The 13,296-nt window shown below is 64.8% G+C and carries 14 protein-coding genes; 12 read left to right on the top strand and 2 right to left on the bottom strand.

The window, feature by feature from the left end; genetic code table 11:
* Positions 1-41: 41 nt before the first annotated feature.
* Positions 42-458, bottom strand: a complete 417-nt coding sequence (locus tag K6301_RS15575; protein ID WP_247218234.1) for a pilus assembly protein N-terminal domain-containing protein — start codon at positions 456-458, stop codon at positions 42-44.
* 320 nt (positions 459-778) lie between these two features.
* On the opposite strand from K6301_RS15575, the gene K6301_RS15570 reads away from it, so the two are divergent.
* The 9 genes from K6301_RS15570 to K6301_RS15530 all read left to right on the top strand — a co-directional run bounded on the left by K6301_RS15570 (position 779) and on the right by K6301_RS15530 (position 9,578).
* Entirely contained in the window at positions 779-955 is a 177-nt protein-coding gene (locus tag K6301_RS15570; protein WP_247218232.1) for a Flp family type IVb pilin, read from the top strand.
* 112 nt (positions 956-1,067) lie between these two features.
* Positions 1,068-1,574 carry an A24 family peptidase gene (locus K6301_RS15565; RefSeq protein WP_247218230.1) on the top strand — a complete coding sequence of 169 codons (507 nt, stop codon included), beginning with the start codon at positions 1,068-1,070 and terminating at the stop codon, positions 1,572-1,574.
* Between the two features lie 117 nt (positions 1,575-1,691).
* On the top strand, positions 1,692-2,501 hold the full coding sequence (gene cpaB / locus K6301_RS15560) for a Flp pilus assembly protein CpaB (protein ID WP_247218228.1): 810 nt from the start codon (positions 1,692-1,694) through the stop codon (positions 2,499-2,501).
* An 18-nt stretch (positions 2,502-2,519) separates the two neighbouring features.
* Complete coding sequence (locus tag K6301_RS15555) at positions 2,520-3,995, top strand: type II and III secretion system protein family protein (RefSeq protein ID WP_425475352.1); 1,476 nt, start codon at positions 2,520-2,522, stop codon at positions 3,993-3,995.
* A 35-nt stretch (positions 3,996-4,030) separates the two neighbouring features.
* Positions 4,031-4,735: a CpaD family pilus assembly protein gene (locus tag K6301_RS15550; RefSeq protein WP_247218226.1), complete on the top strand. Its 705-nt coding sequence runs from the start codon at positions 4,031-4,033 to the stop codon at positions 4,733-4,735.
* A 31-nt stretch (positions 4,736-4,766) separates the two neighbouring features.
* On the top strand, positions 4,767-6,050 hold the full coding sequence (locus K6301_RS15545; protein ID WP_247218224.1) for a CpaE/TadZ family protein: 1,284 nt from the start codon (positions 4,767-4,769) through the stop codon (positions 6,048-6,050).
* Between the two features lie 36 nt (positions 6,051-6,086).
* Positions 6,087-7,565 carry a TadA family conjugal transfer-associated ATPase gene (locus tag K6301_RS15540; protein ID WP_247218223.1) on the top strand — a complete coding sequence of 493 codons (1,479 nt, stop codon included), beginning with the start codon at positions 6,087-6,089 and terminating at the stop codon, positions 7,563-7,565.
* 16 nt (positions 7,566-7,581) lie between these two features.
* Complete coding sequence (locus tag K6301_RS15535; RefSeq protein ID WP_247218221.1) at positions 7,582-8,592, top strand: type II secretion system F family protein; 1,011 nt, start codon at positions 7,582-7,584, stop codon at positions 8,590-8,592.
* A gap of 11 nt (positions 8,593-8,603) precedes the next feature.
* Positions 8,604-9,578, top strand: a complete 975-nt coding sequence (locus K6301_RS15530) for a type II secretion system F family protein (RefSeq protein ID WP_247218219.1) — start codon at positions 8,604-8,606, stop codon at positions 9,576-9,578.
* An 80-nt stretch (positions 9,579-9,658) separates the two neighbouring features.
* On the opposite strand, the gene K6301_RS15525 is transcribed toward K6301_RS15530, so the two are convergent.
* Complete coding sequence (locus tag K6301_RS15525; protein ID WP_247218217.1) at positions 9,659-10,474, bottom strand: tetratricopeptide repeat protein; 816 nt, start codon at positions 10,472-10,474, stop codon at positions 9,659-9,661.
* Positions 10,475-10,610: 136 nt separating this feature from the next.
* On the opposite strand from K6301_RS15525, the gene K6301_RS15520 reads away from it, so the two are divergent.
* From K6301_RS15520 to K6301_RS15510, 3 genes are all read left to right on the top strand, one after another.
* Positions 10,611-12,002 carry a leucyl aminopeptidase family protein gene (locus K6301_RS15520; protein WP_247218215.1) on the top strand — a complete coding sequence of 464 codons (1,392 nt, stop codon included), beginning with the start codon at positions 10,611-10,613 and terminating at the stop codon, positions 12,000-12,002.
* A 77-nt stretch (positions 12,003-12,079) separates the two neighbouring features.
* Positions 12,080-12,430, top strand: coding sequence for a MarR family transcriptional regulator (locus K6301_RS15515; protein WP_241599394.1), 351 nt, complete (start codon positions 12,080-12,082; stop codon positions 12,428-12,430).
* Between the two features lie 7 nt (positions 12,431-12,437).
* On the top strand, positions 12,438-13,292 hold the full coding sequence (locus K6301_RS15510; RefSeq protein ID WP_247218212.1) for a C40 family peptidase: 855 nt from the start codon (positions 12,438-12,440) through the stop codon (positions 13,290-13,292).
* The last annotated feature ends 4 nt before the right edge of the window (positions 13,293-13,296 follow it).

The raw sequence follows: 13,296 nt of genomic DNA, 5'->3' as shown, positions 1-13,296 counted from the left end.
GAACGGTTTCCCGGTTTCGCACGCCGGCGCGACAACGATCGTCAGTTGCCGGAGGCCTTGTCGCGGGAAGCATGCTCCTCGCAGTTCGGCGTGCAGGAGAGGACGGAGCGCTCCGTCTGTCGGAAGACCCGCACCGTGTTGCCCTCATCGATGGACACGAGGATGCGCTCGTCGACGATGGCGTTGCCATCGGCATCCAGCAGAACGAGATTGGTGGTGCCGAAGCTGCGGCCCGTGATGACGATCGTCTTGGCGTCGGCCACGGTGGCGTCCGCCACTTCGGCATTGCCGATGATGACCTTGCTGACCGGCCGGTCGAGCCGGAGCACGCGGGCATGATCCATATAGACGCGCATCAACTGCTCCTGGGCCATGGCGGAGGCGCCGGCCGAAAGCAGGAGAGAAGCGGCCGTCACGAGCTTTGCAGCGTGAACGGCGAAGGTGCGGTGGCGTCCCATAAACAGTCATCCCGAAGACAAGGCAGGGATAGCATCGCCGCGAATGGTAAATGAAGATTTAAGCGCCAGGCACGCTACACGCCACGCAACTTTAGCGTTTCCGGCATTTCCGTGCTTTTTCCGGCCATCAGGAGGCGAAAAGCACAATGAATGGGGAATCAACCATTCTTTGACCATAATTCCAGCGGGGCGGCGTCAAGGAAATATTAACGCACTTCCTTAAGCCGATGGAAATGGCGGACCTGTAGGTTGCAGACATCCGAACAACGGAAACAGTTGGCGGACGTGCTGAACCAACATCGTGGAGCTAGGAGAATACCATGACCAAGATTTTCGCTCGCCTTATGAAGGACGAATCGGGCGCCACCGCCATCGAATACGGCCTGATCGCTGCCCTGATTTCCGTTGCTCTCATCACCGGCGCCACCGCGCTCGGCGGCTCTCTGAACAACCAGTTCCAGAACCTGTCGACCTACCTGGATGTAGACGCAAAGTAATCAATCAAGCGGCACCGGTTTGATAAGAATACTGAGACCGCCTCGTTCATGGGGCGGTTTCGCTTTTTTTACCAATAAATTGCTAGACTACTCTTCTTTAGAGGAAAATGTCGTGGCCCAAGCTATCATCTTCGTGGTTTTCCCGCTTTGCCTTGCGGTTGCGGCCTGTTCCGACTTTTTGACGATGCTCATTCCCAATCGAGTGTCTGCCATTCTTCTCGCGTCGTTCTTCATCGTGGCCCCGCTTGCCGGGTTGGGCCTGACGGACATCGCGACGCATCTTGCGGCTGGTGCCATCGTCTTTTCGGTATGCTTTGCGCTCTTCGCCTTCAATGTGATGGGCGGGGGTGACGCGAAGCTTCTGACAGCGAGCGCGGTGTGGTTCGGCCTGACCTTCTCGCTGTTCGAGTTCCTGGTCTATGTCTCGTTCCTCGGCGGCGTGCTGACGCTGGCGATCCTGTCGGTGCGTGCACACACCAATTCCATCCTGGCCAGCGGTCTTCCCGTGCCGGATTCGCTCGTCACGGCCAAGAAAGTGCCCTACGGCATCGCCATCGGCATTGCGGCCTTCATGGCCTACCCCTCCTCGCCGCTCATGCTCGCCGCCCTCGGCAACTAAAGGTCGCAACACCGTTAACCGGTTGTTAACTATAAGCGTAAGGCGACTATTAACCATAATTATACCTTTCCCGGGCAATGTCGGCGGATAGAAGTGTCCGCAGCTCAGGGAAACCACATGAAACCGGCGCGAATCATCATTCTGGCAGTGGCCGTCGTGTCGGCCGGCGTCGCAGGTTTTCTTGCGCTGCAGGTCGCGCGCAAGGGTGGTGTGTCGGTTGTCGAGACCCAGACGGTCCTGGAGCGCGAGCCGACCGTCAAGGTCCTGGTCGCGACCGAAAGCCTGCCCGTCGGCACGCGCCTCAATGCGAACTCCGTCGCCTGGGCCGACTGGCCGAAAGGTTCCGTCGTCGAGGGCTTCATCACCGAGCAGAGCCGGCCGGACGCGATCCAGACGCTGGATGGCGCCATCGCCCGCATGCCGATCTTCAACGGCGAGCCGGTTCGCCAGGAAAAAATCGTCGATTCCTCCAGCCGCATCATGTCTTCCCTGCTGCCCGCGGGCAAACGCGCGGTCGCAACCGAGATCACGGTGGCAACCGGCGCCGGCGGCTTCATCCTGCCGAACGACCGCGTCGACGTCATCATGGTGCGCAAGAGCACCACCGGCAACTTCCTGACGGAGAACGTGCTGTCCAACGTGCGCGTGCTGGCCATCGACCAGCAGATCCAGGAAAACCCGGACGGGTCCAAGACCGTGCTGGGCACCACCGCCACACTCGAACTCACGCCGGACCAGGCGAAGGTGATGAGCGTCGCCCAGCAGATGGCCGAGCGGCTGTCGCTTGCGCTGCGCAGCGTCGCCGATGCCCAGGAGCCCGATACGGGCGCGGCGGACTATCTGCTCAGCGGCGCCGATGGCGTGCCGCAGGTGCAGGTGATCAAGACCGGCAAGATCGTCGACGGCAATGCGTCCGAAGCGCAGTAAATGATCAGGAGCTGACCCGTGTTCGCACTCTCAAAGACTTTTCGGGCTTCTGTCGCCGGCGGACTGACATTCTGCCTGGCCTTTTCGGGCCTGCCTGCCGCCCTGCTGACGGGGCAGGTCATCGCCACGGCCGAGGCGGCCAGCGCGTCGATCATCCGCATCCAGAATGCCGGCCCGGGCGCGCGCAAGACGATCAGTCTCGGCCTCAACAAGGCGGTCGTCATCGACCTGCCTTCCGACGCGCATGACATTCTCGTCGCCGACCCGGTGAAGGCGGATGCCGTGACGCGCACGTCGCGCCGCATCTATCTCTTCGGCAAGGAAGTCGGCCAGACCAACATCTTCGTCTTCGGACCCGGCGGCGAGGAAATCGTCAGCATCGACCTCAATGTCGAGCGCGATGTCTCCAGCCTTCAGGCGAACCTTCGACGCTTCATCCCGGATTCCGACATCCAGGTCGAGATCATCTCGGACAATATCGTCCTGAGCGGCAGCGTGCGCACGCCGCAGGATGCCACGCAGGCCGTCAACCTCGCGCAGATCTTCCTCAAGGGCGGTGAGGCGACGACGCGAACGGTCGTGTCGCAGGGCAACAACGGCGATGCCGCGATCTTCGGCGAAGGCCGCCAGGCTTCGCAGGTCGTCAACATGCTCCAGGTCCAGGGCGAGGACCAGGTGACGCTGAAAGTCACCGTGGCGGAAATCCGCCGCGAGGTTCTCAAGCAGCTCGGCTTCGACAACACGTTCAGCCGGATCGCCGGCGCGTCCGGCTCCAATCTCGACGTTCTCTCCTTCAATACGGCGGCGAGCGGCTTGAGCGGAACGGTCGCCGGCAATGTCGGAAAGCTCGGCATCGAGTCCGTCGTGAACGCGCTGGAGCAGGCCAAGGCGATCCGCACGCTGGCCGAGCCGACGCTGACGGCCATCTCCGGACAGGCCGCAACATTCAATTCGGGTGGTGAGCGCCTTTACGCGGTCTCCGACGGCAACGGCGGATACACGACGACGACCTATCAGTATGGCATTTCGCTCGGCTTCACGCCGACGGTCCTGTCTTCGGGACGCATCAGCCTGCGCATCCAGACCAAGGTTTCCGAACCGGTTGCGGGCGCGAGCGGTGCCGAATACCGCCGCCGCGATGCCGAAACCGTCGTCGAATTGCCCTCGGGCGGTTCCATCGCGCTCGCCGGCCTGATCCGCGACGACGTGCAGCAGAGCATGAACGGCACGCCTGTGGCTTCCAAGGTTCCGATCTTCGGCGCGCTGTTCCGTCAGAAATCCATCGAGCGCAACGAGACCGAGCTGGTGATCATCGCGACGCCCTATCTCGTCAAGCCGGTGAACCGCAACGCGCTGGCGCGGCCGGATGACAACTTCAACCCGGCCAATGACGCGGCAAGCGTCTTCCTCGGCCAGGTCAACCAGATCTACGGCAGGAAGAGCAACCTGCCCGCCCAGCGCTACGAAGGCAGCGTTGGCTTCATCTACAAATGAACGGGTGCGACGTGAAAAAGGGACGGGCCCAGCCGATGGCAAACGAAATGCACTCCACGAACCGCACCGCGCGTCCCAACGCCGGACGCGCCGTCACCCTGTTTGCGATGGCGGCGCTGGTCGCGGTCGCCTCCGGCTGCGCCAACCGGGACGCCACGACGACCGGCTCGCTGCCGGACGACTACCGCACGCGCCACCCGATCGTCGTCGGCGAGCAGGAAAAGGTCATCGATATCCCGATCGCGACCGGCGCCAGCCAGTTGACGCGCGGCCAGGCCGAGGTGATCGCCGGTTTCGCCGATGGCTACAAGTCCAGCACGTCGGGCACGTTCCGCATCATCGTGCCGCACGGCGCGCGCAATGACGCGGCCACCGCCGTGACAAGCCGGCACATCCGCAAGGTCGTCGCGCGGCAGGGCATTCCGGCAAGCAAGGTGATCATCGAGAGCTATGCCGCCGCCGACCCGGCGGAGGCCGCGCCGATCCGGCTGAGCTACTTCGCCATCACGGCCTCGACGCCGGCCTGTGGCCAGTGGCCGGAGGATCTCTTGATTAACACCTACGGAAACAAGAACTATCACAACTTCGGTTGCGCCCAGCAGAACAACCTCGCGGCCCAGATCGCCGATCCGAACGACCTGCTCGGCCCGCGCCGCATGACGCCTGCGGATGCGACCCAGCGCGGCAACGCCATGCAGCGATATCGTGATTCCTACACCGAACTGCAAGATATGAACTGACGCCGCTTGCGTCTCCAAGCCAGGTAACGCCATGAGCACGGTCGACTACACTTTCAAGAACGATGCCGCGGAGGAGGCGGACGACGCGGTCCGTCCGGCGGAGCTGGAAGCCATGCGCCCGCTGCCGCGCATCTCCGTGCACGCCTTCTGCGAGAGCGAGGCGATGCTGCGCACCATGGAACGCTGCGCCCAGGACCGGCGCCTGGCCAAGGTGAGCCTGAAGATATCGAGCGCCAGCATCGCGGCGGCGGCCAACATGTTCGCCTCCGCGCCGACGCCGAACCTGCTGATCCTGGAGACCTCCGCGCAGCCCGGCGATATCATGGAGGAGCTGGCGCCGCTCGCCGAAGTCTGCGATCCCAGCACCAAGGTCGTCATCATCGGCCGCTACAACGATATCCCGCTTTACCGCGAGCTGATCCGCAACGGCATCTCCGAATACATGGTGGGGCCTGTCGGCATGACCGACGTGCTGGCCGCCATGTCGGCGATCTTCGTCGATCCCGATGCCGAGCCGCTCGGCCGCAGCCTCGCCTTCATCGGCGCCAAGGGCGGATGCGGCTCCTCGACGATCGCGCACAATTGCGCCTTCGACATTTCGAACCTCTTCCAGACCGAAGTCATCCTGGCGGATCTCGACCTGCCCTACGGCACCGCCAATATCGACTTCGACCAGGATCCGCCGCAGGGCATCTCCGAGGCGATCTATGCGCCCGACCGCCTCGACGAAGTCTTCCTGGATCGCCTGCTCGCCAAGTGCTCGCAGCATCTCTCCCTGCTGGCCGCGCCCTCCATGCTCGACCGCGGATACGATCTGGAGCGCGGTTCGTTCCAGCCGATCCTCGAAGTGCTCCAGCGCAGCGCGCCGATCACCGTGCTCGACGTGCCGCATGCCTGGTCGGAATGGACGCGCACGCTGCTTTCGGAAGTGGACGAGCTGGTGATTACCGCCGTTCCCGATCTCGCCAACCTTCGCAACGCCAAGAACATGCTCGACGCGCTGAAGAAGCTGAGGCCCAACGACAAGCCGCCGCACCTGATCCTCAACCAGGTCGGTCTGCCGAAACGGCCGGAAATCTCGCCGTCCGACTTCTGCGAGCCGCTTGGCGTGGAGCCCGTGGCCATCATCCCGTTCGATGCCCAGCTCTTCGGCGCGGCCTCCAACAGCGGACGCATGATTGCGGAAATGGATCGAAAGTCGCCGACGGCGGAAACCTTCTCGCAGATCGCCCACCTCGTGACCGGGCGCGCGACGGTGAAGAAACCCAAGAAGGCCGGGATCGGCAAGATGCTGGGTCTCCTCGGCCGCAAGTAAGCCCGGACGGGCGATGCAACAGACTGGATGAGTGGAATGTTCGGCAAACGCGGAAATGAAGGCTTCGGCAAGAGCGGCACGGCGGGCCAGACGGCCCATGCCGGCATCGCCTCCGGCGCGACCGTGACGGCGGAACGGCCGGCCGCCGCCGCTGTCGCGCAACCCGTCGCGGAGCCGGTGCCGCACGCCGCACCCAGCCCCGCGCCCGCCGCGGCGGTGCGCCGCCGCACGCCGCGCACCGAGGACTATTACGATACGAAAAGCCAGGTCTTCTCCGCGCTGATCGACACGATCGACCTGTCGCAGCTTGCCAAGCTCGACACCGAGAGCGCGCGCGAGGAAATCCGCGACATCGTCAACGACATCATCACGATCAAGAACTTCGCGATGTCGATTTCCGAGCAGGAAGAACTGCTCGACGACATCTGCAACGACGTTCTCGGCTACGGCCCGCTGGAGCCGCTTCTGGCGCGCGACGACATCGCCGACATCATGGTCAACGGCGCCGGCAAAACCTATATCGAAGTGGCCGGCAAGGTGCAGGAATCGGAAATCCGCTTCCGCGACAATGCCCAGCTCCTCTCCATCTGCCAGCGCATTGTCAGCCAGGTCGGCCGCCGCGTCGACGAATCGAGCCCGATCTGCGACGCGCGCCTTCCCGACGGCTCGCGCGTCAACGTGATTGCCCCGCCGCTCGCCATCGACGGCACCGCGCTCACCATCCGTAAATTCAAGAAGGACAAGCTGACGCTCGACCAGCTCGTCCGCTTCGGCTCGATCACGCCCGAGGGGGCGACGCTGCTCCAGATCATCGGTCGCGTGCGCTGCAACCTCGTCATTTCCGGCGGTACGGGCTCGGGCAAGACGACGCTGCTCAACTGCCTGACGAACTATATCGACCGCGACGAGCGCGTCATCACCTGCGAGGACTCGGCCGAACTCCAGCTGCAGCAGCCGCATGTCGTGCGTCTGGAAACCCGCCCGCCGAACATCGAGGGCGAGGGCGAGATCACCATGCGCGACCTCATCAAGAACTGCCTGCGCATGCGTCCCGAACGCATCATCGTCGGCGAAGTGCGCGGACCGGAGGTCTTCGACCTCCTGCAGGCGATGAACACCGGCCATGACGGCTCGATGGGCACGATCCACGCCAACACGCCGCGCGAATGCCTTTCGCGTATGGAATCGATGATCGCCATGGGCGGCTATACCCTGCCCGCCAAGACGGTGCGCGAAATCATCGCCGGCTCCATCGACGTCATCATCCAGGCCTCGCGCCTGCGCGACGGCTCGCGCCGCATCACCCACATCACCGAAGTGGTGGGCATGGAAGGTGACGTCATCGTGACCCAGGACCTGATGCGCTTCGAGATCCAGGGCGAGGACGCCAACGGGCGGCTCATCGGCAAGCACACCGGCACCGGCATCGGCAAGCCGCATTTCTGGGATCGGGCCCGCTACTTCAACGAGGACAAGCGCCTGGCGGCAACGCTGGATGCGATGGAGAAGCCGTAAGGGGCGGGTAGACGCGATGTTCGGAATGGATATCACCATCGTGGCGATCTTCGCGCTGGCGGCGCTCTCCACCGCCGGCCTCGCCTATGGCCTGCTTTTCTCGCGCATCGAAACGGAGAAGAAGACCGAAAGCCGCATGCGCCGCGTCCAGTCGGCCGAGACGGACCAGTCGCGGGCCAAGGCGGCGCGCGACCGCGTGCAGGAGCTCTCCAAACGCCGCCGCTCGGTGCAGGATTCGCTGAAGGACCTCGAAAAGAAGCAGCAGGAGCAGTCCAAGCGCGTCGCCGCGACGCTGAAGGCCAAGCTTTCCCAGGCGGGCCTTTCGATCACCGAGACCAGGTTCTACGTGTTCAGCGCGATCTTCGGCGTCTTCGCCTTCATCGTCGCGCTCATCGGCGGCATGGGGCCGCTGGTCGCGCTCGGCATCGCCTTCATCGCCGGGGCCGGCCTTCCGCGCTGGTTCGTCGGCTTTCTCGTCAAGCGCCGGCAGAACAAGTTCCTCGAGGAGTTTCCCAACGCGCTCGACGTGATGGTGCGCTCCATCAAGTCCGGCCTGCCGCTGACGGATGCGCTGCGGCTGATCGCAGCCGAGGGGCAAGAGCCGGTCCGGACCGAGTTCCGCAAGATCGTCGAAAGCCAGCAGGTCGGCCTCAGCGTCCCGGATGCCTGCGCGCGCATGTTCACGAGCATTCCGCTTCAGGAAGTCAATTTCTTCGCCATCGTCATCGCCATCCAGAGCCAGGCCGGCGGCAATCTCTCCGAAGCGCTGGGTAACCTGTCGCGCGTGCTGCGTGAGCGGCGCAAGATGCGCGCCAAGGTCGGCGCGCTGTCGATGGAAGCCAAGGCGTCGGCGGCGATCATCGGGGCGCTGCCCTTCATCGTGACGCTGCTCGTCTACCTGACATCGCCGGAATACATCATGGTGCTGTTCCAGGACCCGCGCGGCCATCTCATTCTCGGCATATCGGGCGTCTGGATGTCCATCGGCATTCTCGTGATGCGCAACATGATCAACTTCGACATCTAGGAACTGAGATCATGATCGCCATGCTCACCGATCCCGCGGTTCTGCTGCCCGCCTCCGTGGTGATCGCCGTGCTCGCCACGTTCTACACGCTGGCGATGCCCTATTTCGAACGGGGCGATCTCGACAAGCGCATGAAGAGCGTCGCGCTGGAACGCGAGCAGATGCGGGCGCGCGAGCGGGCGCGGCTCTCGGCCGAAACGGTGCAGAACAAGGCGTCGCTCAGGGCGCAGCACAACACATCCGTGCGCAACGTGGTGGAGCGGCTGAACCTGCGCGAGGCCCTTGTCGACGCCAACACGATGAACCGCTTGCGGCAGGCCGGCTATCGTTCGCAGAACGCGCTCAACATCTTCCTCTTCGCCCGCTTCACCCTGCCCTTCCTGTTCCTCGCGGTCGCGGCCTTCTACATCTTCTATCTCGGCTTTCTCGGCGACAAGCCGTTCTCGGTTCGCATCCTGGCGACGCTGGGCATCGCCTATCTCGGCTTCTACGCGCCCAACATCTTCATTTCCAACAAGGTCTCGAAGCGCCAGCAGTCGATCCGCCGCGCCTGGCCGGATGCGCTCGACCTGATGCTGATCTGCGTGGAATCGGGCATCTCGATCGAGGTCGCCTTCAAGCGCGTGGCCGACGAGATCGCCATGGCCTCGCCGGAACTGGCCGAGGAACTCGTGCTGACCACCGCGGAGCTTTCCTTTCTTCAGGAACGCCGCCAGGCCTATGAGAACCTTGGCACGCGCATCGGCCTCGACACCGTGAAATCCGTGACGCAGGCGCTCATCCAGGCCGAGCGCTACGGCACGCCGCTCGCCCAGGCGCTACGCGTCCTCGCGCAGGAATGCCGCGACCAGCGCATGAACGAGGCGGAAAAGAAGGCCGCCGCCCTGCCGCCGAAACTGACCGTGCCGATGATCCTGTTCTTCCTGCCGGTGCTGGTGGCCGTCATTCTCGGCCCGGCCGGCATCCAGGTCTCCGACCGCTTCTGACCGCTCGAAGACAAAAGAAAGAAGCCCCGGCGAGACGATCGGCCGGGGCTTCTTCGTTTGGTCCTGGGAGGGACGGTGGTTTAATTGGTGTTGCCGGCGTCGTTGGCGGCGAGCGTCTTCCAGGCGTTCTGCTGGGCCAGCATGGAGCGCAGATAGGCGACGTTGGCTTCCGCCTGCCCCGAGGTCAGCTCCTGCCTTGCGATGGTTTCCGCTTCCTGGAAGCGGCCCTGCAGGCCGACGGTGAGCGCGAGGTTCTGCCGCACGCTGCTGTCGGCGCCCGGCTGCCTGGCGGCAGCGCGCATATAGGTTTCCGCCGTTTTCAGGTCCTTCGCCAGAAGATAGGACATGCCGAGATTGGAGAGCACCGAGGGCTCGTCGGGCTGGATATCGAGGGCTTCGCGATAGCGCTGGCGTGCCTCGTTCGAGCGGCCGAGCTGATCGAGGATCGCGCCTTCGGCCGATTTCAGCCGCCAGTCCGGTCTGTCAGGCGTCTGGGCGCGCAGAATGGTGTTCAGCGCCTGCTCCAGCTGCCCGGCGGCGGCCTGCGCCTTGCCGTAGGCGGCGAGGACCTCGCGGTTGTTCGGATTGCTGATGGCGACCTGCTGCATGACGGCGAGCGCCTGCGCATTGCGGCCGTTCATGCGCAGCGCACTGGCATAGTTGATGCCGGTCGCCGCATCCCGCGGGTTCTTCTCGTAGGCCCGGCCGATGCTGTCGACGGCGCCGCGCAGGTCCGTCGTGTTCATCGTGCCGCTGGCGGAAGAGGACGGACGGACGGAGCCGGTGGTCAGGTTGCTCTTGCCGGCGCAGCCTGCCAGCCCGACGCCGATGACCAGGAGTGCCGCGCCCGTCAAAAGCGCCGGTCGAAGTGACGAAGGCAGGCGGCATACAGCCATGATCAGTCCCCGAAGCGGTTTCCCCATGTCGCGGCGGTTAAGGAATCACGCCGCAATCTCCGCTCCAGCAATAATCTGTTAACCCTAACAGAGTGTTAATTGCAGCGATTCTCAAGGCTCTTCCAAAGGTTCCGCCATGGCCCCCTTCCAGTTCATCGACCGGCCCTCCCCCTTCAACACGAAGAACGGAAAGACGCTGCCGATCTTCGCGATCACGCCCGCGCATATCGAGACGGGGACCATCGATCCGGTTGCGCTGGACTGGGCGAAGAAGGCCGGTTTCAAGGCGGAATCCGGCGGGCTGCTGATGGTGCCGACGGCGGACGGTCATCTCGGCGGCGCACTGTTCGGCCTGGGCAAGAACCCCTCCGACGCGCCCTATCTCACCGGCAAGCTCGCCCGCACGTTGCCCGCGGGCGACTGGCATATCGAGACCGCGCCGCTGACCGCCAACCGGCTTGCGCTCGGCTACGGGCTCGGCAGCTATCGCTTCGAGCGCTACAAGGCGTCCGCTGCCGACGCGCCGACGCTGCTCATTCCCGCCGATGCCGACGGTGCCGATATCAAGCGCCAGCTCGCCGGCGTCTTCCTGGCGCGCGACCTCATCAACACGCCGACCAACGACATGGGGCCGGATGCGCTGGAAGACGTGTTCCGGGCGCTCGGCGCGCATTACAAGGCCAAGGTCTCCGTCATCGCCGGCGACGACCTCCTGAAGGAGAACTTCCCGCTCGTCCACACGGTCGGCCGCGCTTCCGAACAGGCGCCGCGCCTGCTGGAACTGCGCTGGGGCAAGAAGGGCCACAAGCGTGTGACGCTGGTGGGCAAGGGCGTGTGCTTCGATACCGGCGGCCTCGACATCAAGCCCGCCTCCTCGATGCTGCTGATGAAGAAGGACATGGGCGGCGCGGCCAATGTGATGGGCCTTGCCCTGATGATCATGGACGCCAAGCTGAAGGTGGACCTGCGCGTTCTGGTGCCTGTCGTGGAAAACTCCATTTCCGGCAATGCCTTCCGCCCCGGCGATATCTACAGGAGCCGCAAGGGCCTGACCGTGCAGATCGACAATACCGACGCCGAAGGCCGGCTGATCCTCGCCGATGCGCTTGCCTATGCGGACGAGGAAGAGGCCGATCTCATCATCGACATGGCGACGCTGACGGGAGCGGCCCGCGTTGCGCTCGGGCCGGACCTGCCGCCCTTCTTCACCGACGACGACGATCTCGCCCACGACCTTGCCGAGGCGAGCCTTTCGGTCGACGATCCGATGTGGCGCATGCCGCTCTATATGGGCTACGACAAGGACGTGTCGGCGCGCATCGCCGACCTCACCAATGCGCCGGCCGGCGGCATGGCGGGCGCCATCACAGCCGCCCTGTTCCTCAAGCGCTTCGTGACGCGCAACCGCCACTGGGCGCATTTCGACATCTTCGCCTGGGCGCAGAGCGAGCGCCCGCATTCGCCCATCGGCGGCGAGGCGCAGGCGATCCGTGCGCTCTACCACCACATGCGCCGCCTCGCGGGCTGAGGCGGCGACCGGCAGGCGATTGTCACGGCGCGAACGATACGGTAGCGTAACGAAATTGCATTCGCCCCGGAGGCCCCTTGCCGGTAGATCTGACCCCATCGCAGGCGCTCGGCCTCTGGCATGCCGTGACGCTGCAGCAGGTACAGGAGGACGGGCGCGACCTGACGCTGCGCCAGCTCGCCATCCTGCTCGAAATCTACCTCGTCCCGCCGCCGCATACCGTGCGGGGGCTGGCAGCCAAGCTCGGCGTCACGAAGCCGGTCATCACCCGCGCACTCGATACGATGGGCGAGCTCGGCCTCGTCACGCGGGTCCGCGACGAGCGGGACCGGCGCAACGTCATCATCAAGCGCACCGTGGATGGTGCGCTCTATCTCGAGCGCCTGGGCGACCTCATCATCGCCAAGGGACGCACACAGCCGCTGTGAGACTGCCATGACCACCCTGCCCGACCGCCGCCTCAACGCCTATCGCCCCGACCTTGCGGAGGAGGCGCTGCGCGGCAATGTGCCCGCCGAACGCTATGTCACCGGCACGCCGGCGCGCATTTGCGCGCCCGTCGCGGCGCTACGACCGCGCCCGGACCTTGCCGCAGGGATCGATACCGAAGTGCTGTTCGGCGAGACGGTGCGCGTTTTCGACCGGGCGGACGGCTGGGCCTGGGTGAAATCGGATTTCGACGATTATGTCGGTTACGTCGCGGAGACGGCGCTGGATGCGGGCGGCGGGACGGCGACCCATCGCGTCGCCGTCCCGCGCACCTTCGCCTATACGGGCGCGGACCTGCGCACGCCCGCCGCATTCGCGCTCTCCATCGGAAGCGGGCTAACGGTTGTCGGCGAGAGCGAGACGCGCGGTACACGCTATCTCACGCTGGAGGGCGGGCAATCCGTCGTGGCGGGCCATTGCCTCGACATCGGCGCCACCGCCGGCAACGACTATGTCGGCGTCGCCGCGCGCTTTCTCGAAACGCCCTATCTGTGGGGCGGGCGCTCCGGCTTCGGGCTCGACTGCTCGGCCCTGGTGCAGCTTTCCATGATGATGGTGGGCCGCACGGCGCCGCGCGATTCCGACATGCAGGCCGCCGGCCTCGGCAGCCCCATCGACCGCGCAGACCTGCAACGCGGCGATCTCGTGTTCTGGAAGGGCCATGTCGCCATCATGGAGGACGACAAGACCATCCTGCATGCCAACGGCCACACGATGAGCGTGGCGCGCGAGGGGCTGGATGCGGCCATCGAGCGGATCGGCTGGCTCTACCAGCAGCCGACGGGCTACCGCCGGCCCTGACGGC

It is taken from the genome of Shinella oryzae (assembly GCF_023038235.1).
In the GTDB taxonomy this organism is placed as follows: domain Bacteria; phylum Pseudomonadota; class Alphaproteobacteria; order Rhizobiales; family Rhizobiaceae; genus Shinella; species Shinella sumterensis.
Note: the sequence above shows the minus strand (reverse complement) of the source record. Positions and strands in the feature narration are given on the sequence as shown.